20 protein-coding genes and 1 tRNA gene are annotated in these 25,666 nt (G+C 47.0%); 12 read left to right on the top strand and 9 right to left on the bottom strand.

Translation table 11 applies throughout. The features are described 5' to 3' along the window. Positions 1–58 precede the first annotated feature (58 nt). The 6 genes from HYN48_RS09570 to HYN48_RS09550 all read left to right on the top strand — a co-directional run bounded on the left by HYN48_RS09570 (position 59) and on the right by HYN48_RS09550 (position 8,975). Positions 59–1,375, top strand: a complete 1,317-nt coding sequence (locus HYN48_RS09570; protein WP_108371070.1) for a TRM11 family methyltransferase — start codon at positions 59–61, stop codon at positions 1,373–1,375. Then, on the top strand, positions 1,372–4,230 hold the full coding sequence (locus HYN48_RS09565) for an ATP-dependent helicase (protein WP_108371068.1): 2,859 nt from the start codon (positions 1,372–1,374) through the stop codon (positions 4,228–4,230). Before HYN48_RS09570 ends, HYN48_RS09565 begins: the two co-directional genes overlap by 4 nt. Continuing rightward, positions 4,230–5,015, top strand: coding sequence for a hypothetical protein (locus HYN48_RS09560; protein ID WP_108371066.1), 786 nt, complete (start codon positions 4,230–4,232; stop codon positions 5,013–5,015). Before HYN48_RS09565 ends, HYN48_RS09560 begins: the two co-directional genes overlap by 1 nt. Positions 5,016–5,380: 365 nt before the next feature. Then, complete coding sequence (locus HYN48_RS09555) at positions 5,381–8,485, top strand: T9SS type A sorting domain-containing protein (protein WP_146171760.1); 3,105 nt, start codon at positions 5,381–5,383, stop codon at positions 8,483–8,485. 131 nt (positions 8,486–8,616) lie between these two features. Further along, on the top strand, positions 8,617–8,793 hold the full coding sequence (locus HYN48_RS15165; RefSeq protein ID WP_181248450.1) for a hypothetical protein: 177 nt from the start codon (positions 8,617–8,619) through the stop codon (positions 8,791–8,793). Next, on the top strand, positions 8,766–8,975 hold the full coding sequence (locus HYN48_RS09550; RefSeq protein WP_108371062.1) for a hypothetical protein: 210 nt from the start codon (positions 8,766–8,768) through the stop codon (positions 8,973–8,975). Before HYN48_RS15165 ends, HYN48_RS09550 begins: the two co-directional genes overlap by 28 nt. A gap of 76 nt (positions 8,976–9,051) precedes the next feature. On the opposite strand, the gene HYN48_RS09545 is transcribed toward HYN48_RS09550, so the two are convergent. Further along, the gene (locus tag HYN48_RS09545) at positions 9,052–9,915 is read right to left on the bottom strand and encodes an alpha/beta hydrolase (protein WP_108371060.1); all 864 of its coding nucleotides are present in this window, start codon (positions 9,913–9,915) and stop codon (positions 9,052–9,054) included. Positions 9,916–10,141: 226 nt separating this feature from the next. After that, entirely contained in the window at positions 10,142–10,792 is a 651-nt protein-coding gene (locus HYN48_RS09535; protein WP_108371056.1) for a YciE/YciF ferroxidase family protein, read from the bottom strand. A 355-nt stretch (positions 10,793–11,147) separates the two neighbouring features. Between HYN48_RS09535 and HYN48_RS09530 the strand changes: the two genes are divergently transcribed. From HYN48_RS09530 to HYN48_RS09515, 4 genes are all read left to right on the top strand, one after another. After that, positions 11,148–11,498: a hypothetical protein gene (locus HYN48_RS09530; protein WP_108371054.1), complete on the top strand. Its 351-nt coding sequence runs from the start codon at positions 11,148–11,150 to the stop codon at positions 11,496–11,498. A 154-nt stretch (positions 11,499–11,652) separates the two neighbouring features. Next, entirely contained in the window at positions 11,653–12,783 is a 1,131-nt protein-coding gene (locus HYN48_RS09525; RefSeq protein WP_108371051.1) for an alpha/beta hydrolase, read from the top strand. 98 nt (positions 12,784–12,881) lie between these two features. Further along, entirely contained in the window at positions 12,882–13,574 is a 693-nt protein-coding gene (locus HYN48_RS09520) for a Bax inhibitor-1/YccA family protein (protein ID WP_108371049.1), read from the top strand. Between the two features lie 58 nt (positions 13,575–13,632). Next, a complete protein-coding gene (locus HYN48_RS09515) occupies positions 13,633–14,277 on the top strand; it encodes a hypothetical protein (protein ID WP_108371047.1) in 645 nt (214 codons plus the stop codon). Between the two features lie 38 nt (positions 14,278–14,315). Here HYN48_RS09515 and HYN48_RS09510 read toward each other — a convergent pair. The 5 genes from HYN48_RS09510 to HYN48_RS09490 form a co-directional block, all read right to left on the bottom strand. After that, positions 14,316–14,390: transfer RNA gene (locus HYN48_RS09510), tRNA-Val, on the bottom strand. Between the two features lie 72 nt (positions 14,391–14,462). Then, a complete protein-coding gene (locus HYN48_RS09505; RefSeq protein WP_108371045.1) occupies positions 14,463–15,434 on the bottom strand; it encodes an SGNH/GDSL hydrolase family protein in 972 nt (323 codons plus the stop codon). A 6-nt stretch (positions 15,435–15,440) separates the two neighbouring features. Next, positions 15,441–16,889, bottom strand: a complete 1,449-nt coding sequence (locus HYN48_RS09500; protein WP_108371043.1) for an MBOAT family O-acyltransferase — start codon at positions 16,887–16,889, stop codon at positions 15,441–15,443. A gap of 218 nt (positions 16,890–17,107) precedes the next feature. Further along, positions 17,108–17,572: a YMGG-like glycine zipper-containing protein gene (locus HYN48_RS09495; protein WP_108371041.1), complete on the bottom strand. Its 465-nt coding sequence runs from the start codon at positions 17,570–17,572 to the stop codon at positions 17,108–17,110. A 92-nt stretch (positions 17,573–17,664) separates the two neighbouring features. Then, positions 17,665–18,291, bottom strand: a complete 627-nt coding sequence (locus HYN48_RS09490; protein WP_108371038.1) for a DNA/RNA non-specific endonuclease — start codon at positions 18,289–18,291, stop codon at positions 17,665–17,667. A 144-nt stretch (positions 18,292–18,435) separates the two neighbouring features. Here HYN48_RS09490 and HYN48_RS09485 point away from each other — a divergent pair, with 144 nt between their 5' ends. Beyond that, the gene (locus HYN48_RS09485) at positions 18,436–19,974 is read left to right on the top strand and encodes a T9SS type A sorting domain-containing protein (protein WP_146171758.1); all 1,539 of its coding nucleotides are present in this window, start codon (positions 18,436–18,438) and stop codon (positions 19,972–19,974) included. 704 nt (positions 19,975–20,678) lie between these two features. Here HYN48_RS09485 and xth read toward each other — a convergent pair. After that, a complete protein-coding gene (xth, locus tag HYN48_RS09480; protein ID WP_108371034.1) occupies positions 20,679–21,452 on the bottom strand; it encodes an exodeoxyribonuclease III in 774 nt (257 codons plus the stop codon). Between the two features lie 148 nt (positions 21,453–21,600). Between xth and HYN48_RS09475 the strand changes: the two genes are divergently transcribed. After that, positions 21,601–21,915 (top strand): hypothetical protein, encoded by a 315-nt coding sequence (locus tag HYN48_RS09475; RefSeq protein ID WP_146171757.1) that lies wholly within the window; start codon positions 21,601–21,603, stop codon positions 21,913–21,915. Here HYN48_RS09475 and HYN48_RS09470 read toward each other — a convergent pair whose 3' ends face one another. Beyond that, a complete protein-coding gene (locus HYN48_RS09470) occupies positions 21,916–25,650 on the bottom strand; it encodes a metallophosphoesterase (protein ID WP_108373524.1) in 3,735 nt (1,244 codons plus the stop codon). Positions 25,651–25,666 lie beyond the last annotated feature (16 nt).

The raw sequence follows: 25,666 nt of genomic DNA, 5'->3' as shown, positions 1-25,666 counted from the left end.
ATTACAGAAAATGGTTTATTATTAAATTATTTAAACTCTATTTTTGTTTCAAATTTAAATGATGGAAAATATCAGCATATCACAAACGCTAGCGGCAATAAAATCTGAAATTCTCAATGGTGAAAACCATGACAAAAGAGAGTTTATCAGAAAATTATTAAACTACCCGGCTATGATGGTGCCATCTGTGCAAGAATCTATTATTAATGCACTAATCACATTCCTACCAAAAGATTCTTCACTAATTGATCCATTTATGGGAGCAGGTAACACACTTGTAGCAGGAATGAAATATGGATTCAATGTTTTTGGGCAAGATATCAATCCACTTTCAGTGTTAATTGGACAGGTCAAAACAGCTTGTTATGACGAGAAAGAACTACATGAAGCGAACGTCCGAATTCAAGCAAAGATTAAGGAAGACGTGACCACAATTATTGACGTAAACTTCAAAAATATTGGAAAGTGGTTCAAACCTGAAGTACTGTGCGAATTAAGCCGAATTAGAAGAGCTATCTTAACCGAAAATGACTACAAAATTAGAAAGTTTTTTTGGGTCACACTTGCAGAGACAGTGAGGTTAACTAGTAATGATCGAACATCTACTTTCAAGATGCATATACGCTCTGAAGAAGATATAAATACACGTAGCATATCACCGATAAAAATCTTTGCCAACACTTGTAAAAAAAGCATTGCCGATATATGCGATTTTATGAGTGTGTTAAATAAAAATAAGCGCTTAACTGGTTGTGCTTATAATAAAAAAGCGGAAGTCATTTGGGGTAACTCACTGGATTCTATAAAGACTGACAAAAAGTATCAACTTTTGCTAACATCTCCGCCATATGGTGACAATCACACAACTGTTACATATGGACAATTTTCATATTTACCATTACAATGGATTCCTGTTGAAGAAATTGACATAACGATATCAATTAATTACCGTGACATAATTACCCAAATTGATACCGAAAGTTTAGGAGGTTCTTCAAAACCTAGAATTTGGATTGAGGAAGAATTATTTGCAAAGTCCAAAACTTTAAAAAATTACTTTGATAGTCTTGATAAAAGTGAAAAGTTACGTGCGCAAAAAGTCATTAATTTCACAGATGACCTGGATAAAACTATTGATAAAATTCTGCTGAAACTTGACAAAAATGCTTTTCAAGTTTGGACGTTAGGAAATAGATATGTAAACAATAGGGAGGTTAAAAATGATTTAATTATAACTGAACTTTTACACAGCAAAGGTGCGGAAATTATTACCGATTTGCATAGAGATATTTTAAGTAAACGAATGCCTGGAAGAAATAATTTTTCCAACACAATGACAAAAGAAAAAATTTTAATTTTTAAAACTTGTTCATGATAAATAGAGAAGACTTTTCTGTAAATCAATGGGATGCGATAACTTCTAATGATACCCATCTTAGAATTATTGCATGTGCTGGCTCGGGTAAAACAACTACTGTTTCTGGGAAAGTTGCATATCTACTTGATCCAGAAAATAACTTCGATGTCAAACCAGAAAATATAATCGCTTTTACGTATACTGAAAAAGCCGCAGCAGAATTAAAAAACAGAATACTTAATTACGTTGGGCCGTACAAAGGAATGGCTAACATGTATATAGGAACAATCCATGGGTGGTGTTTAAAATCGCTTCAGGAAAATGAATATCAATACCAAAGTTATAGTGTTCTTGACGATATCAAATTAAAACTATTTGTAGATAAACATTACGACCATGTAGGAATGAAAGACATTACGAGAATTTCTAACCCTGCAGTTCCATTACGAAGATTTATCGACACTTCGCTATTTGTTAGGATTATGGATATCGTTCGAGAGTCTGATAAAGTAGAAGGCTCAAGCTTATCAGAAAATATCCTGTCTGCAAAGGAGAAATACCAAAGAACTTTAATGTCAAAACGCTATTTTGACTTCTCTATGATAATGGAAAAGGCAATGGAATGCCTTAGCGAAGGCACTAACTTATACAATCATATTAAGGATAATTTAAAGTACCTAATTGTTGACGAATATCAAGATGTTAATCCAATACAGGAAAAATTAATTAATAGGTTACAACAGATCAGTAATTGCAAATTAATTGTAGTCGGAGATGATGACCAAAATATTTATCAGTGGCGAGGCAGTAACAACAAATATATAATTGAGTTTGAAAATAAATATCTGCCATCTGAGGTTAAAACAATACCTCTAGCTGTGAATTACAGAAGTTCTGAAGGCATAACAAAATTGGCAGAAACACTAATTTCAAATAATAAAAAGAGAATTCCTGAGAAAGGTATGGAATCTGATGGAAGACAAGATTTTAATAAGGGGCAGGATATATTATATAATCGGTTTGGTTCGGTAGAGGAAGAAAATGAAGCAGTAGCAACATATATCGATAACATAATAGGCGTACCATTTAAGGAAAATGAAGAAAATGCTCGCGGTATTGCCTTTTCAGATATTTGCATTTTATTACGCACATGGAATAAAGCTTCATCAATCGCCGAAGCTTTAGATAGACATAATATTCCATACATCACAGCAGGGGTAAATCAGCTTTTTGAAACAGATGAAATACGGGCGGCCTTAGGGATTTTCAATTTTTTGTATGATGATATTACTAGAGAAGAATTAATTACAAAATGGTTAAACCTGTCGAGCATAGAGATTTCAATCGACAAGATAAATTATGCAATTGACAACTTACTGACTAAACATCCAAAATTAGACAAGATTGATAAAAATTGGGAATTCTCCTTGCAAGCAATTTTCTGGGACTTCCTGAATGATGCTGAGGTGTTAGAAGATAAATTAATTGACAATTCTACCCCGGAGAGTATTCTCCGAACAACTCAACGTTCTGAAATAATATTTTTCAACTTTGGAAAACTTAGCCAGGTAATAAATGATTTTGAAACAATAAATTTTAATTCTACAAGTCCATCCTTTCATCTTTTTAGCTTTTTAAGCTTTATCAACTATGTGGCTAAAGACTATTACCCAGAGGGCTGGTTAAACAATCCATATAAGACTCCCAATGCCGTTCAAATAATGACTGTACATCAGTCTAAAGGACTTGAGTTTCCCGTCGTCATTATTCCCGGATTAAATCACAATTATTTGCCTTCAAAAAGAAGAGGTGGATTAAATGAATGGCATTTTTTAGATAGAGGAACTATCGCTGAGCAATCTAGGTATGAGGGCGATGCTGATAAGGAAGACGAAAGAAGGCTTTTATATGTGGCATTGACCAGAAGTCAGAAGTACTTACTTTTAACCCAAGCTCCAGATTTGAATAATCAGCTTTACAAAAAAGAGTCTGAATATATTCAGGAATTAGCAACGGCAAAAATTAATATGTCACCGATAATGATTTCTGATACGAGGCAAGATTTTTCAGATTTAGATAGATTAGAGCAGAAACCTAAAGAGAAAATTAAGAATATCTCACTTGATTTTACAAGTCTTAAAGATATTTTTGAATGTCCTTATAGATTTAAATTGATCTCTGTTTTTGGGTTTTGTTATCCCTTGAACCAAAGAATGGGAGTCGGCAGGTCTTTTCATAATTGCTTAATGGAAATTCATAAAGAGGCTAAAAAGGGGATTACACTTACGCAAAGAGAGCTGGACGAGCTAATTGAGAGACAAACCCATTTCCCTTACCTAAATAATTCTCCAATCTTGATTCCTAGGCTAAAAGCAAAAGTGAGAACAAACGTTGAAGAGTACTATAATGATAACAAATCAGAATTTGATAACATCCAATTTGTAGAACAGGAAATACAATATAAAATTGACAAAAATATCTTGGTCGTTGGTAGGATTGATTTAATTAAGAAAATAAATGGAGAAGGTTATCATGAAACTACCATCATAGAATTTAAAAGTGATGAGGAAGATGCTGACTCTCCTATTACGAAAGATCAATTAAAATTGTATGCTTTAGGTCATAAGGAATTAACCGGCGAAATCGCAAATTATATAATGACTTACGTAATTGGTAAAAATCAACCAAAAACTCCTGAGAAATTGTATAATTCGGATTTAGAAGATATCGAAAACAAAATCAGAGACGCTGTTAATTTGATTAGAGATGAAAATTTTAAAAAAACAACCAATAACCACATTTGCTCAAATAATTGCCACCAAATTAGGCTTTGTTCGCATAGGCTTAAGTTTAATATAAAGCCTCGTAGATAATGGGAATGTATAAGAGGCGTAAAATAGCAATTGGAAATTTAAAACGGCTTGTAAAAGATCCTGCAAAAGTCTTGTTTATTCATTACTCTGCAAGTAAAACTTTTGATGACGATTATGGCAACATATCTCCCATAATAACTTCAATTGTCATTAAATCCCTGGACGGTGCAATCGACACACAGTTCGCCATTCATTTTGAAGCTGATAAGGCAGATATTACAATTGATCAAATTCATGATTCTTATAGGGATTTGGAACTTAGAATCTTAAAAGCGTTTAACAATTTCGCTAGAAGGCATCAAGATTACATCTGGGTACATTGGAATATGAAGAATATTCACTTTGGTTTTGAAGCTATAAAGCACAGATATGAAAAAATATTTGAAGATTCCGCGGACTACTTTGAAATACCAAGTAATCAAAAAAAGGATCTTCAAGTAATAATTGAGGGAATGTATGGCGACCACTTTGTTAACGGTCCAGATCAACTAAGGTCTTTACTGGAATGTAATTCGAACAATACAACAGATCCTAATTATTTGAGAGCCGAAGATGAAGCAAAACAATTTGAAAATAAAAATTTTGAAGTTGTAATTAAATCAATCGACACAAAGGTTGAATTTCTAAAAAAAGCAACTCAAAGACTTTGTGATAAAAAACTCGTGATAGTAAATAAAAATTACTATGCTATTTTTATAGATGTAGTTAATCATCCGTTATTTACATTTAGTGGTTGGGCGATTGGATTAATTGGACTTATATTAGCAATGGTCACTCTAAGCTAATTTACCAATAAAAATCGTTAATAAGCTTTGAGCCAGAAATGCGCAACATCCTTTATCGCGAATGCAAAACATTTCATCAAAAGTTAGAGGGTTCTACAATTCTCCTTAAGTAAATACTATGCGCTGTTGTTATAACATTCGCTAACGAGAGTCAAATACACCGCAAAGCTGCACGGTTTGGCATGTGAAAGAAGAGCTCCGCGATTCTTACAGTTATTACTTACAACAACCCCTGCCTTTTGTAAATAAATTTTTATAAATTCGCAACGTATTCATACGTTACCGGTCCCTACCCCATGGCCGGTGCCGTCAGCGTGCAGGACGTTAGGCACGCCAGCAAACACGTAACCAACAAACAATTACATATGAGGAAATCACTACTCTTCTTTTCCCTGCTGTGTATGGCTGCGGCTTCGGCGCAGGGCATCACTTCGGAAAAGTTATCAGACATCAAGGCAACACGCAAGGCGCTGCCGGTGACTGAGACGATGCTACAACGGGCCACCAACGCGGTGTCGCTGTTGCAACCCAAAAAATCAGAATACACCCGGGTGCCTTTAGGGCAGTCTTCGCAGTCGGTTTACTCGGCCGTGGTGGCTAATGGCAACCCCGATCCTGTGTCTGCACAGGTGCGCCTGCGCATCTTTGACGGTGCCATGACTGAGGTCGCTTCGGCCAGCAGTGCACCCGTCCTGCTTGCCGCCGGGAGTAACAGTGCGCCCCTTGCGGTCGTACCGGCGTTCAACCCGACGGCGACCGGAACCTATACCTTCACTTATGACGCCGTGATTGACGGCACACCGGAGGCGGGCAGCGAGTCCAGCTATACGGTAGAGTATACCATTGCGCAGATGGCACGTGACGTCAGCACCCCAACCGGCGGGCTCGGTATTGGTGCGGGCGACGGCGGCTACCTCGGGCACGCCTTTACCTACAGCAGCGCCACAACGCTGGCATCAGTCGATATTTACCAGCTGGGCGCTACCAGCAGTGGCTTCGAAATGGGATGTGCCATCTTTAAACTGGTTGGCGGTGTACCGCAATTGGTGTATACCGCACCTTCACAGCAAATGGTAGTCGGTACGGCACCGGGCTGGGTCACCTACGCAGTCAGTCCCGCACTGACTGTCAATGCCGGTGACACCCTGGTAATCTGTGCGCAGGAGTTCGCGCAGGTTATACGTGTCGGACTCACCACCAACATCTTTACTACCGGTGCCACTTACGTGAATTGGCCGTCAATCCCTGGCGGTGGCTGGTTGCATAATGAAGATTTCGGCGGCAGTTTCAATAAATCCTATATGATCAGGCCAAACCTGTCCTGTACCCTTCCTGACCCTGCTGCGCCGGCGTTGCAGGTCTTCTGCGACGGTGCTACGGTAAACGACCTGAGCGCTTCTGGATCAAACATCGCCTGGTACGAAGAGGCTGCGGGCGGCGCCGCACTAGCTGCCGGTACCGTATTGACAACCGATACCTACTATGTCTCGCAAACTGACGGCAGCTGTTCCAGCAACAGGGTGCCTGTGGCGGTGACCATCACCCCACTTACGTCTAACACCACCACCATCGATGCCTGCGACAGTTATTTTTGGGCAGAGACCGGAACGACTTACACCACATCAGGCACCTACACTTCGGTAACGGACTGCCATACGGAAACACTGGAACTCACGATCACGCCTTCGACGGTGAATACTACCGTAATCACGGCCTGTGACAGTTATACCTGGCCTGTAACCGGCCTGACCTACACCACTACAGGGGATTGGAATGTGACCACAGGCTGCCATACGGAAGTGCTCGACCTGACCATCACCCCATCGACGCTGAATACTACCGTAATCAGCGCCTGTGACAGTTATACCTGGCCTGTGACCGGACTGACCTATACCGATTCAGGGGACTGGAATGTGACGACAGGCTGCCACACGGAAGTGCTCGAACTGACCATCACGCCATCGACGCTGAATACCACGGTAATCACCGCCTGTGACAGTTATACCTGGCCTGTGACCGGACTGACGTACACCGATTCAGGCGACTGGAATGTGACGACAGGCTGCCATACGGAAGTGCTCGAACTGACCATCACCCCATCGACGCTGAATACTACCGTAATCAGCGCCTGTGACAGTTATACCTGGCCTGTAACCGGCCTGACCTATACCGAGTCAGGGGACTGGAATGTGACCACAGGCTGCCATACGGAAGTGCTGGAACTGACCATTACGCCTGCCACAACCAACATTACGGCCATCAGCGCCTGCGACAGCTATACCTGGGATGCGAATGGCATCACCTATACCGAATCGGGTATGTATGAGATTGTAACGGGTTGCCACACTGCGGCGCTGGAACTGACGATTACGCCATCTACCTCGCACCTGACGCAAGCCAATGTCTGCGGCAGTTATACCTGGGACCAGAACAATGTGACCTATACCGAATCAGGCGTGTATGAAGTCGTCAACGGCTGCCATACCGAGGTACTCGAACTGACTATAGTGCCGATTACCTCCAATACGACTGTGATTGAGGCCTGCGACAGCTACTACTGGAACCAGACGGAAGTCACTTATACCGAATCAGGTACGTATCAGTTGGTGAACGGCTGCAACACGGAAACGCTGGAACTGACCATTACGCCTTCGACTTCAAACATCACGCCGATGACCGCCTGCGACAGCTATACCTGGGACACTAATGGGGTAACCTACACGGAGTCCGGGATGTATGAGGTAGTCACGGGCTGTCATACTGAAATGCTTGAACTGACCATTACACCTGCAACGGTAAGCGACCTGTCTGTCAGCGCCTGCGACAGCTTTACCTGGGATGCCAATGGGGTAACCTATACCGAGTCGGGTGTGTACACCGCAGTGAACGGCTGCCATACAGACATCATGGAACTCAACCTGAATGCGTCGCCGGTCATTACCGTACAGCCCGTGAGCACATCGGTTGCGGAAGGCAGCGACGTGGTATTCTCGATCATGGCGGACAACGCAGGGGATTACCAATGGCAAGTGAGTGTTGACGAAGGACAAAGCTGGATGAACCTTCCTGAAGGAGGTGACATCACCGGTTCAAATTCCTCTTCACTGAACATCAGCGGACTGTTGATTACTCCCGATGCGGATGGCGCACAGTTCAGGGCCATCGTTACTAACGGGATCTGTGAAGCAATCAGCGTACCTGCAACGCTTTCGATCATGCTGGGCATTGACCCGATCAACACAGGCAGCATCGCGCTGTACCCGAACCCGACACACGACCGCGTGCACGTGGATACGAAAAACGCTGCGGCCACAGTAACGGTGTTTGACATCAACGGCAGGCTGATGCATACGCAACAACTGGTAAACGGCAGTGGTGACATTGACCTTACCGGGGTGCAGTCGGGCGTCTACCTGTTCAGGGTGGCCACCGAAAACGGCACCATCAATAAGAAAGTGGTGAAGCAATAGCCTCCATTTTAAAAAAAACAGCGCCCCTCTTGTAGGGGCGTTTTTTTTTATGGCCTGTACAAATGCCTGTGACAATCGGGTGTCGCGGCAGGTTGATACGCCACCACGCGGAAAATCATTATCTTTGCGCCATGTCACGCCGCACCCTGAAGAACATCAACCAGTACAACGACAAACTCCACAAGGCGCAGGCCAAGGCAACGAAAGCCGCTGCGGAACGAAAGGAGAAGCTCGCGGCCATCGCAAAGCAATACCACCAACAGCAAAACAATCCCCCCTCATGGACGGACTCAGATTCATCGGTTTAAGGAAAAAGACGCAGGAGATTATTGACCTGATAGGCCATGGCGACCTAGCCGAAGCAAAGCGAAGGCTCACCGAAGCCCAAATGCTGCTGGAAGACCTGCTCGACCATTCCACTGCAAATGACGACGTGATTGAGGCCGGGCATTACCAGGCGCTGCTCGCACAGCTCGAAAAAAGGGTGTAGCACCCGCATCGCAATATGGGGACGGCGCAGTGGTGCTGCCACTAACACTGTTACCCATTGGACAGTTGCGTGCAGACTATTTTACGCTGCTTCCATTCGCTTCAAACACTTTCGAAAAAAACAACACCTGATACGGCAGCGCATCCTGCCAGTACTGCCAGGTATGGGCACCCGGACGTTCGGTGTAATCGTGCGGCACTTTCTCATAGACAAGCCGGCGGTGGAATTCGCGGTTGGATTCGATCAGGAAATCGTCTACGCCGATGTCGATGATCATCGGCATGTTATTGGCCTTGAATTTACTGACCATCCCGATGACGGCGTGCGACCGCAGTTCCGCATCCGTAGGCGGTACATCGCCGTATACGGCCCTGAACATCTTGTTGGTCTCGGCTTCAGATTCCAGCTTCCGGATGGTTCCCATGTCGAGCGCCCCGCTCATGCTGCCGGCGGCGCAGTAGAGGTCAGGATGCCGTACGGACAGGTACATGGCGCCGTGCCCGCCCATAGACAGGCCGGTGATGGCACGGCCATTCTTGTTGGCAATGGTGCGGTAGGTGCCGTCAATTTTGGCTACGACTTCCCTGCTCACAAAGGTTTCAAACTGGGAGGATTTTAATGTAGGGCTGTCAATGTAAAAGCTGAAGGCCTCGCCCTCGGGCATTACGATAATGATGTTGTATTGGTCGGCCAGTGCCTTGACCGCATTGGCGTTTGGTGTCTTTTTAAGCCAGTCGTTGAAATGCCCCCAGGCCCCGTGCAACAGATACAGTACCGGGTAACGGCCTTTGCTTTTGGCATAGGATTCGGGGATGGCCACCGCGGCACGCAGCGTGCGGTCCATTGCGGCACTCTTGATTTCGAGCGTGTCGACTTTGGCGGCAGAAGCCAAAAACGACAGGCAAAAAACGGCGATCAGGGAGAGGACTATCTTCTTCATAATGCTTGGATTAGGTTGGCTTAAAGGTATAAAAAAACGTGACGCGGCGATCGTTGCCGGGTATATTGCCGAAAAAGGCGGGGCGCGCCATGGGTTAAGGCTGAGCGCTGCATGCTGCCGGTGCCTGCACGCGCTGCCATACACCCAAATGCACCTGCACAAAAAAGCCTACCCGAAAACGGGCAGGCCTGATGGTTGAGATTTAGATTTGATTTTGATTGGTTTCTTATTCCATGTCCTCGTCGGCAGCGTCGAGGTTGATGTGCGATTCGGCAATCTGGGTCAGTAATGCGTCAGCCTGTTTCTCCTCGTCGAGGGTCGCAACCAGCAACTGTAAGGCTTCGTCATGTCCGAGTGTTTTCGCAAATGCGGCCAGCGTACCATAGGTAGCAATCTCGTAATGCTCGATTTTCTGCGAGGCGGCAATGATGCCGGCATCGCGCACGACACCCAGTTCGGTTTCCTCCATGATGCCCTCCCCTTCCTTGATGAGTCCGTCCATCGCGTCGCATTTCTTGGCGACTGCCTTCTGTCCGATCGCAGCAAATACCTGTTCGAGTCGCTGTACGTGAGTTTCGGTTTGCGTCAGGTGGTCCTGCAATGCCGTCACCAATTCGGCAGAGGTGGCATTTTTGGCCATTTTAGGCAGGGCTTTGGTCAGCGCCTTTTCTGCCCAGTAGATGTCCTTTAAGCCGTCTTCAAACAATTCGCCCAGCCCTTCGGCGGCAGTCGATTTCGCTTTTACGGTACCTTTAGGGGTGGCCGGGGTTTTGGAAGCGGTGGTTTTCGCAGCCGATGTTTTGGCTGTAGTCGTCTTTGCGGCGGCGGTTTTGGTTGCAGCTGTCTTTTTGGCCGGGGCCTTGGTTGTTGTCTTCATAATATAGTGTTGTTTAATGATTAAAATGAACCTCACAAAGATGGCGGTTTGAGGGACGTAAAACTTATGTTTTTGGGCGGCAAGGTTACAAGATTTTAAGTCGGTGCAGCGGCGAATGTTAAAATGGAAATCCTGTAACCCGCTGATAATAAACTATAAAACAACGCTAAATCGTTGTTGTAGTTTTGGAATATTATTAACCACAAATACTTTTCAATTATGAAAACTCCAATGTCAAAAGACACCAAAACCGGTGCCGCAACAACCAAATCGACTACTAAAAAGTCAACCACAAAAACCGACAGCAAATCAGCTAAAGGGACCACTAAAAAGTAATCTTTAAAACAACAACACAATGGAAACGAACAACAACAACGGAAATCGCGATTGGAATCGCGAGGACCAAAACCAGAGACATGCGCAGGGCCAATCACGTACCGGCGAAAATGAAAGCCGTACCGGATCTTCGCGCCAGAGCGACATGCAGGACAACGACCGCTCGATGCAGTCGTCACGCAGTGAGAACACAGGCAACGAACGTTGGGAGGACAGTGAAAACAGCCGCCGCGACATGGGAAATTCCCAATATGGTTCTGGGACATCCTCTGAGGATGAGGCAGACCGCCAGGCACGTTTCAGTCACGAAGACGACCTTGATTCAGGACGCGATGCTGAAAGAAGGTCCTCTCCGGACAGGGATATGTAAGCATCCCACAACAAAACCATCAGGGCAGGTGTTTATTCGACACCTGCTTTTTTTTGGCTGTAGGCATGATAATTACAATATCATTTCAGGTAATCCTGTAAAATATGGATGGCAGTTACTTCGGAAATTAGCGGGGAAACTTAAACAATACGTTATGAATAAGAACACTTTTACCCGATGCGTTGCGGTGGTCCTGTTGTCTGCCGCTGCAATCTCCTGCAACAAGAATCCGAAAACCGACCTTCCTGAGGAAAAGGTGAATGACAGCATCACCGCAGAAAACAAAGACGCCCGGCTTGAGCCGAAAGGCCCTGCCCCTGAATGGGGTACGAACATCAAGCCGGAAATGGCCGTCGTAATGGAGAAGCTGGCCACGCTGGGCGGCAAGCCAATTGAGACACTGAGCCCACAGGAAGCCAGGAAACAGCCCACGCCTACCGATGCGGTAATGGCGGTCATGGAAGAACACAATATGGCGATGCCGCTGCCATTGTGCGACACCATCGGCAAGCAGATCCCGGTCAGCGGGGGCACTACACACATCAGGATTTATACCCCTAAGGAAGGGAAAGCGCCGTTTCCGGTCATTGCCTACTACCATGGCGGTGGTTTCGTGATTGCCGACATCAACGTGTACAGCGCGGGCGCACAGGCCTTGTGCGAGCAGACGGGCGCCATCGTCGTGTCTGTGGAATATCCGAAAGGCCCTGAGAAAAAATTCCCTGCCGCACACATGGTGGCGTTTGATGCCTACCAATGGATCCTTAAAAATGCGGCTACGTTCAATGGCAACCCTGCTAAAATTGCCGTAGCGGGAGAAAGCGCGGGCGGAAACCTCGCAGCCAATGTGAGCCTGATGGCGAGGGAAAAGAAGATACAGGTTCCGCTGGGTGCCGTATTGGTATATCCGGTGGCCAACAACGACATGACCGCAGAGAGCTATGTCAAATACGCGAACGCCAAGCCGCTGAACAAGGCGATGATGGGATGGTTTGTGAAAAACTACCTGACGTCCGAAGCGCAGTCGGCAGACCCGAGGATAAGCCTCGTCAGGGCGAACCTGAAAGGCTTCCCGCCAACACTGATCATCGGCGCCGAAATCGATCCGCTGCAATCAGAAGGCAAGCTGCTGCATGAGAAACTCAAGGCGGCCGGTGTCGATTCGGAATATGAATTGTACGAAGGCGTGACCCACGAGTTTTTCGGGATGGCAGCGGTAGTGCCGCAGGCTAAGGACGCGCAGGCTTTGGCAGCTAAAAAACTCAAATCGGTACTCGGATTGTAAGCAGTCGGCCCGGTGATAATGGTTGTAAATTTTATTATAAAAATTTACAACCATTATTTTTTTTCCATACATTTCGGGTGAATTTAAAACTACAGAAAATGGAATACCAAAACACTACTTTGGTCGCGCATGCTTCCGAAGTACAGAAAGCGGAATTTTACAAAAAGACGTACATGCACGTGGCACTCGCCATCCTGGCATTCATCGGGGTGGAAACCTTACTGATTAACACCGTACCGCCACAGGCTATCGGAGATTTATTGGGCACGAAATTCATCTGGCTGTTCTTCATCGGCTTGTTCTGGCTGGGTTCCATGTTGTCGTCGAAACTCGCTTTTGCCGCGACGCGTACGCAACAATACCTGGGGCTCGGACTGTATGTACTCATTGAAGCCCTGATCTTCCTGCCAATGCTGATCATCGCCATGTATTATACCGGCAGTACGGCGGTCATTACGCAGGCGGCGATCATTACGTTGTTTATGTTCGGCGGATTGACAGCGGTAGTGTTCTTTACAAAAACGGATTTTTCTTTCCTGAGGTCGGCTTTGATCATCAGCGGATTCATCGCGCTGGGACTGATCGTGGCCGGGGCGTTGTTCGGGTTTGAGCTTGGCTTGTGGTTCTCTGTGGGCATGGTGATTGTAGCCAGCGGCAGCATCCTGTACCAGACCAGCCAGATCAAGGACCATTATGCCACCGAGCAATACGTAGGCGCGGCGCTGCAGCTGTTCGCTTCGGTAATGTTGTTATTCTGGTATGTGCTCAGGATCCTGATGAGCAGGAAATAATCATAAAAGACTTTATCATAAGGCCGGGCACAAGTCCGGCTTTTTCATTTCACATCTTATGAAAAAAATCATTTGGCTTGTACTGCTGCTGCCGTCACTTGCGCTGGCACGTTTTATTGAAGGCACCGTAACCATGAACGATCTCAGTGTCAGGAAAGGCTTTGTGGAGGTACCGTCATATCTCGACAGGAAAATCAATTTCCGGTCAGAACCCAACGGAAAAACCGAAAAGCTCAGTATTGACGATGTGGCGGGCTTTGAAATCATCCACCGCGATAAGCCGGTAAAATTCGTTACGGAATACGTGGCCTTCTTCCGGTTGTTCAACAGCAGCGAGATCAAGGTGGAGAAGCGTAAGTTCTGGCTTGAGGTGATCCGTGAGGGCGCTGGGAGCAGTATGTATTCCGCCTATTCCGGATGGAGCCCGGCGGCGGGACCTAACGGGTTTGCGAATGCCGACGTGGAGAATGAAAAATTCTTCATCAAAAAAGCCGGCATGGCCTATGCGTTGTACTTTTATATGACACTGGGGCGTGGGGCAGGACATTCGTTTAAAATCAAAAGGACCAAATCCATTGAAAAGGAAGTGAACCTGCATTTCGGCACGGACTGCCCGGGACTCTTCAATCGCATCACGACGGAAGACCTTGCTGCCGAAGGCCTGTCAGTGGTGATTAAGTTGTATGATGACCACTGCCGGTAGACATAAAAAAAACTCCATTTTTCAATGGAGTTTTTTTGTGGGCGATACTGGGTTCGAACCAGTGACCCCTACCTTGTCGAGGTAGTGCTCTGAACCAGCTGAGCTAATCGCCCGAATCGGATTGCAATAATACAGCATCGCCGTTGTATTTGCAAGAAAAGCCGATAAATATTTAAAGCCGTGGTTTACATTTTTACGCTGCGCCGCTTTTGTAAGCTGTCTCCCAATGTATTGGACAACACTGCTGCGCCGTGGTGGTTGGCGTGCACGGCATCATAAAAATCGTTGACCGGCAGCAGGCTGGTCAGGTCAACCACCCGGATGCCCGTTTCACGTTCCAGCATTTCTTTGGTTTTCGCCGAAGCGAGCGCGTGGTCGTTACAGTCGTCCGGATTTATCGGCATCAGGATGATGACGTATTCGATGCCTTTGCTGTCGAAATAGGCCTTGGTTTTCTTCAGGAAAGCGATTTGTGTCTTTGGGTACTTTGACAGTTGGTATTTGGCACAACCCGTCTGTTGTACCGGGTAATTGGGCGACTTCTGGTCGATATAGATGTGCGGGAAATACTTGTCCATCATCAGTGACTGGTTGTATCGTTCGTTGTCGAAAAACGGCCTGATGGCGGTCGTAATATAGTTCCTGAAGTACTCACGGCACTCAAAGTAGCCATCGATTGCGGGCTTGTCGAAGAAACGGTTGTAGTCGGGGATCAGCTTTTTGGTCTGCTCATTGGCGCGGTAGCCACTCAGGTACATCGGGATGGCCTTGACCTCGGGCATCCGGTGCGGTTCATCGGTAGCGAAGAATTCGGGTGAGGTGCACTGTACGACCATTTTGGTATTCTTTTCAATCATCCCGTAAAAGTACGACGACTGATACAGCGACTGGCTGAAGTTGGCCAGGTTGTACATGGGAACGTCAAATCCGGCACGGGCCTTTACCACTTTGGTGTCTACGCCCAGCACGCCGCGGCTGTCGCCGAACAACAGCACATTGTCATGTTTCTTATCGTTGAGGATCCCCATAAGGGTCACGAAGCGGCGGTCGTTGCTGTCCATCACGCGGTACAGTCGGGTTTGCAGGTAAATGGCCAGTAATATCGTGGCCCCGGCGACTACGAGAAATAGGGCTAAACGTTTTAATGACGGTTTCATAAGCTATTAAAATTGGAAATAAATAAAATCTGCCTGCTTTCCGCCAAAGAAGAAAATCAGCAGCACTAAAACAAAAATGATCGCAGACTGCTTCCACAGGCTGCTTTTGTAAATGTCCTGGAACGCGTACTCTTTCCTGCGGTAAAACCATTCGGTGATGAATAAGATCGATACCATCACCAATACGATCAGCATGGTCGTGTTCTGGCCGCTGGACAGTTTAGGGATTGAGAGAATTGACGGGTGCAGCAGGTGCCCCATATAGGCAAAAGCGTGGTGCATCGATTCGGTGCGGAAGATGATAAACCCGAAGCAGGTCAGAGAGAACGTGATAATGACGCCCATGGCATCCCTGAACGACGGTAAGGCGCTGTGTGCCGCAATGATTTCCATATTTTTACGGTGGCTGTTGCGCAGGATGAGCGGTACGACGTAGAGTCCGTTCAGCACACCCCAGAAAATATAATTCCAGCTTGAGCCATGCCAGAAACCGCTTACGGTAAAAATGATCATGGTGTTCCGGATCTTGATCCAGAGGCCGTCCTTATTGCCGCCCAGCGGAATGTAAAGGTAATCCCGGAACCAGGTGGAAAGCGAGATGTGCCACCTTCTCCAGAATTCGGCGATATCCCTCGAGAAATAAGGGTAGCGGAAATTCGTCATCAGGTCAATGCCGAACAATTTGGCGGTTCCCAGCGCAATATCGGAATAGCCCGAAAAGTCGCCGTAAACCTGGAATGCAAAAAGGATCGGGCCCAGAGCAAATACACTGGCTGAGCCGCCTTCCTTATGAAAGATGATGTCTACCAGCTGCGCGGCGTTATCGGCAATCACGACCTTCTTGAACAGTCCCCACAGGATTTGGAAACTTCCGTCCACCATACGGTGGTAGGTCATTTCACGCCTTGTGAAAAATTGCGGCAGCAGGTGCGTGGCGCGTTCGATGGGTCCGGCGACAAGCAACGGGAAAAAACTGACGAACAGCGCATAGTTGACGAGGTTGGTCGTGGGCTTTGCCTTGCCGTTGTAAATGTCAAAGACGTAAGAGAGTCCGTGGAAGGTGTAAAACGAGATTCCGACCGGGAGTATGATGCTCAGCGTACTGAAATGCGGGTGCAGCCCGAAATTCCCGATAAAATCGCTGAACGATTCTATGAAAAAATTGTAGTATTTGAAAAAACACAGGAATCCGAGGTTGATCGTGACGCTGAGGACCAGCCACATCTTCTTTCGGGCCTTGGTGTCGCTGCGTTCGATGGCAAGCCCGGAGTAAAAGTCGAGCAGCGTAGAGAACGCAAGCAGGAATCCGAAGCGCCAGTCCCAGCAGCAGTAAAAAAAATAGCTGGCCACGACAAGCATAAAATTTTGCAGCCTCAGACTTTTGTTGGTTACAAACCAGTAAAGGATGAAGACGATGGGCAGGAAAATGGCAAATCCTAAGGAGTTAAAAAGCATCTTGCAGGTATTTGTTTTTGGTTTTCATTAACATTTGCCCAAAAGTAATAAAAACTTCTGCAAAACAATGGAATGCGTAATAAATTGCTGTCGTGCCGCTGCCGCTATCATGACGCAACCCGGGGGCTGTTTCAGCGGGCCGGATTCAACGCAATAAAAAAACCGAAACTTGAAAGTTCCGGTTTTTCGTGGATATATATGGAGATAGATAGTTTCGGCTATTGTCCTGCAGCTTCTTTTTTCTTCTTCTCATCAACTACGGAACCTACACCGGCTCCTAAAATGGCACCTGCAGCACCACCAATCAATGCGCCCTCCCCTTTTTTACGTTTGGAGACTACAGCACCTGTCACGGCACCCACACCGGCTCCGATAACAGCGCCTTTAGCGGTATTGCTCCAGCCTTTTTTCTGGGTGGTCGTGGTTGTGGTCGAACTGGTAGTAGTCGATGCATTGTTTGAGGCGATTACCTGCTGCCTTTGGATGCGCTGCCTTTCGGCGACGACCTTCATCGAGTCGATGGTTTTCTGCCTGGCTTCTTCGGCTTGTTTGGCAGCCACCTCCATACGGATCGAGTCAATTGTAGCCTGCTTTGCCTGCTCGGCTTCGGCCTGCTCCTTTGCAGCATTCTTACAGGATGCGATGGCAAGGGCACTTACGAGTATTAAAGCTAATTTTTTCATGGCTAAACTATTTTGGATTTATAATTGTAAAATTACTGCCACGGCCATGATTATATCTTATGGTATTTCTGACAATTGTTGTAATTTAACATTTACGGCACCAACGGATAGCCCAGCATTTTTTTCAGTTCATCAAGAGTAATGGCCTGTACGGTCTTGCTTTCATCGTTCGGAAAAAGCAGGCAGCAGATTATTTTCTGCGTCTGGGCTTCCAGTACAATCTTATAACAGTAGTCCGGTACAGCGAGGCTGTTGTCGCCGATACGCCTGTCCCCGTAAATCCCTCCGGCAATTACGAACAGTTTTTTCTTTTGGGAAATGTCCCGGATTTTTTCCTCCCATGTTTTCCATATGCCACGGTTCAGCGTTACGGTTTGCGGCAGGCAGTTGTAGTAACAGAATGTGGCGGCTTCTTTCGCGCAGTCGTAAGCGAAATCCTCCGCATTGGCCAGGTGGCCCTTGTCAAAGCCGGAACCCGCATAATCCTTATCTGACGCCGTTTTAATGCCGCATTTGAGAAAACGGAAATGGGCCTCGCCGCGGTCACAGTCGCCGCCGCCCTTATACAGCAAGTAAGTGACATACAGCGGCTGCTTCAGCGCATAGCAGAAATAGGATTTGTACACCCCGGTGTTGATCACCGTATCGGTTTGGGTTTGTGCCGTAAGGATTGAGGCGCACAGCAAGGCGGCTGCAATGAGGAACTTAAGTGGTTTCATGGATACTGGCTGGCGTACAATTGATGGTCCAAATATATCAGGAATTATTTTACAAATTTCAAAGTATGCGGAATTTACACGCAACCGATTCCGGACCGAGGCATCATATTCGTGGCATCAGGCCGGAAAACCAAAACAAAGCTTATGAAAAAGATTACCTTACTACTGCTGTTGTGCATGGCCACAGCGCAATCCCAGAATTTTGAATGGCTGCAAACCCCGGAAATCAATTTCAGCCTAAGTCCCGACGGCGTCAGCTATCCACTTACGACAGACAATGAAGGCAACGTATACATGGCCGGATTTAAAGAGAATCCTGTGCCATACAATGACGTGATGGGCTTCGTCTTCTACAACAAATACGACAAGGACGGCAATCTGCTGTATTCTAAAATGCTGCCCGGCGAGGTCACGGTGTATGAGATGGCTACCGATAGTGCGGGCAACCTGCTGATGGCGGCCGGGTACAGGCATTCGATTGTTTTCCCTAACGTTGCTTTCTTATCGGCGTCGGATGACGTACAGTACCTGATGATCAAGTTTGACCCCGAGGGCAACCTGATCTGGCAGCAGCCCATTGAGATCCAGGACAGTTTTGTGAATGATTTCCGAACGATCACAACCGATGCGCAGGACAATATCTACATCGGATATGATGATTACAACTACTCCTACATTTCAAAACTCAACCCTGCCGGAACGGTCTTACTGACCATTACTCAGGAATACGCGCGGATGGTTACCTCGATCAGCGTGGACAACCAGGGCAATATTTACGGTGCGGGTTCGTGTGCCGAGAGCATTGCAACCTATGCCGGGGTAGCTGCGGGATCTCCGTTTTTTTACAATACCTACGCGGTAAAATATAATGCGTCGGGAACATTCCAGTGGATCAAATACGTCGATGATATCACCTGCCCGCTGCCGCAGATCAAGGCCAGGACGCCTGACGCGGTGTATTTCAGTTCGTATCTCTTCGGGAGTTACGCTTTTGGGCCGATTACGACGGAAGGCCCTGCTTCGGGCGGTTTCGGTGACTTCTTCCTGGCCAAGCTAAATGCTGACGGCGATTACCAGTGGGTTCGTGAAGCCGATGGCACGGGCACGGTCACTACGGGTAAGAAAAATTTCCTTGAACTGGACCAGGATGGCAACGTGTATTTTGCAGGCGGTGTACAGGGTACTATCGACTGGGGCAATGGCATTACGACCTCAAACGGCATGAATGATGACGCCGTACTCGTAAAATATGACGCGGATGGCAACGCCCTGATGGCGGTCTCGGCGGGAGGCAGCGGCTTTGACCGCACCGACAGTGTCAGGATTGCCGCTGACGGCTCCATTTACCTGAGCGGTATGGCTAATGGCGATGCGGTATTCGGAGGGTTTTCACACGAGGGAACCGCGTTCCAGTATTACCCATATCTGGTCAGGGTGAGCAGTGCGCCGCTGGGCGTTCCGGAAATCGGCGGTGTAAAGATATCATTGTACCCCAATCCCGCAGCGGAGGAAATCCATTTCAACAACCAATCGGCAATGAGCGGTACAATCTGGAACATCCTCGGGCAGAAAATAACAGACTTTAGCGTGGAGGCCGGGCAGGCTTTCAACATCAGTGCACTGGCCAAAGGAACCTATTTGGTAAAAACGGGCGGCTCGGTCCTGAAATTTGTAAAAAGTTAAAATGCGTAATGGCGACTACCGGAAAAACCGATGATCACAGCTGTCTTTTATTTAATCAAAGCTACTCAGAATCTATTTTAAAGCGTAGTATGATGGGTACTTCCAAAAATTCCCATGACAACTTCTAATGAGATCATTCCATAAATCGGTACGGTTTTTTTTATACTATTTGATAAAGGTAAAAAATACTATATTTGTGTAAATCAGCCTGAGAGCAAATTGACGACAAGTTTAATCTACGCGATGTGAGTTGGGTATCCCTGACCGGGAAAGCAAATGGCTTGTTGTCCGCATCAATTTTTTTTAAGTTACAGAAAGATTACTGGTTTCTATCCACATTTTTAAACTGAAATCATGGGAGATTTAAATCATCAAGACGGCCGGATTTACGATTTATGGTTTTACATCTGGACTTCGGTCGCGGGAATAATCCAATTGTTGTTGATTGTCGTTATGGTTTTCTATTTCGTTAAACTGTATCGAAAGGTCGTTAAGTATCTTGATCACAATTCGTGATCCTATTGTACTCACAGGTGACTATTGACAATTTAATTTCAAAAATCTTTTAAACATCAGAGGTAGAAAAAGATGCAAAGCCATCCTGATTTTCTTTTAAAATCCTAAATGACATTGGGGTTTAAAACCACAAAACAGCAGTATCAATATTGATATTGCTGTTTTTTTTTGGTCCGAAAATCTGTACTTTAATCCTCCAGCCTGATCCAGACGGGCGCATGGTCGCTGGTTTTCTCCCATCCGCGTACGTGCCTGTCGACACCCCCTGAGGCCAGTTTCCCCGAAATTTCGGGACTCAGCAGGAAGTGATCGATACGCAATCCCGCGTTGCGGCCATAGGCATCCCGGAAATAGTCCCAGAAGGTGTAAATGGTCTCCTCGGGGAACAAGGTGCGCAAGGCGTCGGTCCAGCCCTGTGCGACGAGCCGATGAAATGCCTCGCGGACTTCAGTCCTGAACAACGCATCGGCTGTCCAGCGTTCGGGCTTGTAAACGTCGCGCTCGGTGGGAATCACGTTAAAATCGCCGACGAGGATTACGGGCGTATGATGTTCCAATAGTGATTTTGCGCGGGCGGCAAGTCGGTCCAGCCATTTTAGTTTATAATCGAACTTCGGGCCGGGTGCCGGATTACCATTGGGTAGGTACAGGCAGACCACTACGATGCCATTGATGACGGCCTCGATATATCGGCTTTGGAGGTCGTCGGGATCGCCCGGGAGTCCGCGCCCTATTTCCTGTATTTCCATCCCCTTTGCCAGGATGGCCACGCCGTTCCATTGTTTTTGTCCATGCCATATGGCAGTATACCCTGCGGCATGTATGGCCGCTTCGGGGAATTTTTCCTGGGGCGCCTTGAGCTCCTGCAGGCAGACGATGTCGGGCTTCGCTTCTTCGAGCCAGGACAACAGCACTGCCAGCCGACCGTTTACACCGTTGACATTATAAGTTGCGATTTTCATAATCGATTTTTAGCTGAAGTTACGAATTTCCCGCGCACGAGGTCAATCAAAATGACATAACGTTCATTTAAAATCTTATAAAATTACTGTATGGATCGGGCGTAATTTTATGAGCGATAAAACCGTTGGCAAAAAACCTGGAATACCTATGAAAATCGAGATTATTACAAACGACAACAAAGGCCTTAAATCAGAATTGACGCCGCTTTACAATCTCGTTAAGCGGAATGAGGAAAATTTCCTGCACCGCGAACCGCGATTGAAAGAGTTTATCGTGGAGTTGCGCAACAGTGCGCTCCTGGCCCTTCGTGCGAACAGAGGAAACTCGAGCAAATACATCCTCTCTGATGACGGGCAATCCATCAAGCTCATCATCACCAGCCTTTCGCAGCCGGATGTAGATACAATCTGCCAATTGGCATCCAAGGAAATCGAGAACATCAAGCACGAACTTGACGAATAATCAGAAGCCGAAACCTAGTCCGAAAGAAACCCTCCCGCCTTCGGTCGAGTAAAAATAGTTCAGTTTGGCCGTGATGACGTTGATGCCGCTGAGCCACAGGCCGCCGCCATACGCGGTATGCCACTTATCAGAGGACTCGCCCGGCAGCCATACGCGGCCATAATCGAAGCCTGCCAGCATGCCGTAACGCATCGGCACAATGCTGTTTTTAATCTTTCCAAGCTGCAGCCGCACATCGGAACTCTGGAAAAACGACCTTTTACCCGAAAACCGCTCACTGCGGAATGCACGCACGTCGAAATCACCTCCTATGGTCGCCATCTGGTAAAATTCATAATCATTGCTGAAGAGCAGTCTGGATTTCAATTGTGACGCAAAAACCAGTTTGCCGCTCGTAACGATTTTATGGCTGAAACCGATCATGCCTTCCAGGTGCGGCACGTTGTTTTTCACATCATTCACGTTTAGCGTATTGCCCACTTCAATGTAGCATTTCATGCCCAGCGTCGGATTTGACAGGTTGTCGTAATTTTCAAATCCGTAACGCAGGTTGAGTCCTGCGAAATTCTGTGTGCGGAAAACTTTTGGGTCGACAATTCCAGTACCTACAATCCGCGTGGCACTGCGCTCGACTTCAATCGACTCAAATGTCGCCTGTGCAAGGAAGAAAGCGCCCAGTTCGCCCTTCCAGTTCAGGGAAGGGGCGGCATACATCACCTGCGCTTTGACACGGTTGAAATTCATATCATCGTCGACTTCCTCTTCCCTGTTCTTGGTTTCGTTGCCGTAACCGAAAAAGTTGAAGCTGAAATTGGGGCTGGTAATCCGAGCGTCCATCTGGAAATCCCAATCGCTGGAGACATTCGGGAAAATCCCTTTATAAATCAACTCGTAGCCGCCGGTGGCGAAGTAATAATTGGCCTTGACGTTGTGTTTTTGGGAATAGGGATTGCGTTTGAATCCGTTTACGGTGTAGGTCAGCGACACCCCAACCTTCACGCCATCATCAGGATTAAAACCGATATTGGGGAATCCTGCCATCGCGTTGTATTTGGGGCGTTTGTAATCGTATTGGTTCAGGTTGTAGTTGTCTGACAGGATTTTTTTCGCATGCCTGTCGATTTCAAAATCATTGTCCTTAGACGCAAAATCGTAAATCCGGACATTCTTTCCACTTTTTACGCGGTACATATCGTGGTTCTGCCCCCCAAAGAGACGGACTTTAATACAGTGGTTGTCTTTCCCGCCAACCTCGTACACATCGTCGTCATCTAATCCGTAAATCCAGATTTCGCGCGTTTCGTTGCGCGTATAGGTACGGCTTCGCACCAGCTCTTCCTTATCGCCCTTGATCCGGAAAACCGATATCTCCGTTTGGTCATCACCGGTGCGCGTCACGACAAATTTGTCTTTTTTATCGGTACCGACGACGAGCACCGTTTTCTGCAACACGTCAAAATAACGCGCCGCATACTCATCCAGATGGCCGCGCCTCGATTTGAGATTGCTGCTGATTTCTGTAATGGTAGCATCGTTAACCTCTTTAGGCAACTTGCTGAAGGCGGCATCAATTTCCTTATCGGTGAGGTTTTTCGAAAGATAGTCCGCCTGTTGCTGCCAGTCCTCTCTGGTGGCCCGCGTGATCAATGCAAGATCCAGCGGGTAGGCTTCCATATTGAACCATTTGACATTCCTGATGTCGTCTTTAAATGATTGCATGTGGCGCAGCATGGGCATCTTCATGACCAGCCATAGCAGCTTGCCGTCGTATTTGGTAAATGCCTGGTCGCGGTCACGCGGAATCGGCCGGTACACTATCCTGTCCTGCTCTTTGTACTCGCCCCAACGCCATTGGTCGTAGTGGCGGTCCCAATCACCGATCAGCATATCAAACAGGCGTGCCCGGATGTAGGCTTTTTCGTCAATCTGGTATTTCTCATCCTTGCGCAGGTTCAGCAGCATGTCGTCAGTACTGACTAATGCATCAGGGCGGCCAAAACTCTTCAGGCTTTCGAAACCCTTATCAGGACGCTCCTCTATCATGTACAGCTCATCTCCGAAACTCTCGTTAAACTCCCCGAGCGCATTCTGTTTCGGGACATAGAACAGCTTGGGGTTTGTATGGCTGATCTGCACCGCCTCGGCGAGATCGCCCACAATGAACGGGGTGTACGGATGTGAAGTCGTGTAAAAGTCCAAAAGAAAGTCTTCCGCATACGTGTTCTTGAAATCCTGCTCGACAAACTGCTTTTTGAACGCCATCGTCTGTATGAATTTCACCGCATTTTTACGCAGGCCACGCATGGTGTATTGCTTTTTCGAACGGTCCTCGAGCCGCAGCGACATCGACTGGTGCCCACCGCCGGCAGTCACCGGGGACAAGCCGCCGTACAACGTGTCCAGCAACGCGGTGCGCGCCGGGATTTTTGTCCCGTAGTATGTCCTGTAATGTTTTCCCCAAAGGAAATTGTGCATGCCTGATTTGTGCAACAGCGAATCATTATAGACCGAAGCATCGTATTTAGGCGGAAACGACTTAGGGTACACCTTGACTTCTTTATCCAGTACGGGCGGACTGACCCTGTATTTGTGCAGCAATTGCTCCTTTTTTTTCTTCATTCCGAAAAAAGAGACCCATGCCTCCCCTTTTTCAAAAATCTCCAAAACCGCATAGCCGTTGCCTCCAAACGAAAAATCATTGGCGTCGATCGCGCGGGCCGCCTCTGATTTAGAGCCTGCGCCGCTGACAATCTGCTTGATGTCATCCTTTTCAATGTACTGCAAATTGTGCTCATGCCCTGACACGACAATCACATTCGGTTTGTCCTGGATCAGCGGCTTGATACGCTGGACCAATGCCGTGTATTTCTTGTTCATGAGATCCTGGGGATCAAGTCCCGACGTTTTCCTGATGAAATTAATCACCGACCCCACCACTGGTAAAGGCACATCAGACTGGAAAGGAAAAAGGCTCTTGGCCATTGAAAACTGCCCGCCGTGTGTCCCGTTGCTGATCAGCGGATGGTGGATGGCAAGCAATACCGTCTTTTTCTGGTTCTTACCGAGCTGGTCCTCAAGCTCCCGAAAAAAATCATCACGCGATTTGATATCGCAGTCGTCGTTAATTGTGGGGTTCTCATCCCAGTCTTCCATATACCATTGCGAGTCAATGATGATCATCGTGATGTCGTCGCTGATCTTTACATTGTCAATCCCGCAGCCATCCTTGGGCAGGAATGATTTTTTCTGCCCTAATTTCTCATTAACGTACTTCTCCTGTCGCTTGAGTCCCTGCAAGCCTTCACTGTACCAGTCGTGGTTACCCGGGATAAAAATGGTTTTCCCTTTGTAATCCGATGCCAGTTCGATTTGGTTGTCCAGCTTAACTTCAGCCAGTTTGCGCTCCTTCTTGCCCTGCATCGGCATCCCGGCGGGGTAAATATTGTCACCGAGAAACAGCAGTGTGCTTTCCTTCCGCGCATTGCCAAGCCGTTTCTTTAGGAAGGACAAAGTGTGTTGCGCGTTGGGCTTATCGGCGTTGCCGGCATCACCGACCAGGAAAAAGGTGTGTTCCAGTTTGGCCTGCGTGGTTGAAAGCGCCGCGTTTTTAGAAACGTTGCGGCCATACTGTGCCTCAAAAGTAGCGCACGAATTCAGTAACAGCAACATAAAAAGGCAGGGAATCAGCTGGCAAATTTGTACGGCATTTGTGGCTTTCCAACAAAATAATTTCATAATTTGGTTGCTGTAA

This window comes from Flavobacterium magnum, assembly GCF_003055625.1.
Lineage (GTDB): Bacteria > Bacteroidota > Bacteroidia > Flavobacteriales > Flavobacteriaceae > Flavobacterium > Flavobacterium magnum.
Note: the sequence above shows the minus strand (reverse complement) of the source record. Positions and strands in the feature narration are given on the sequence as shown.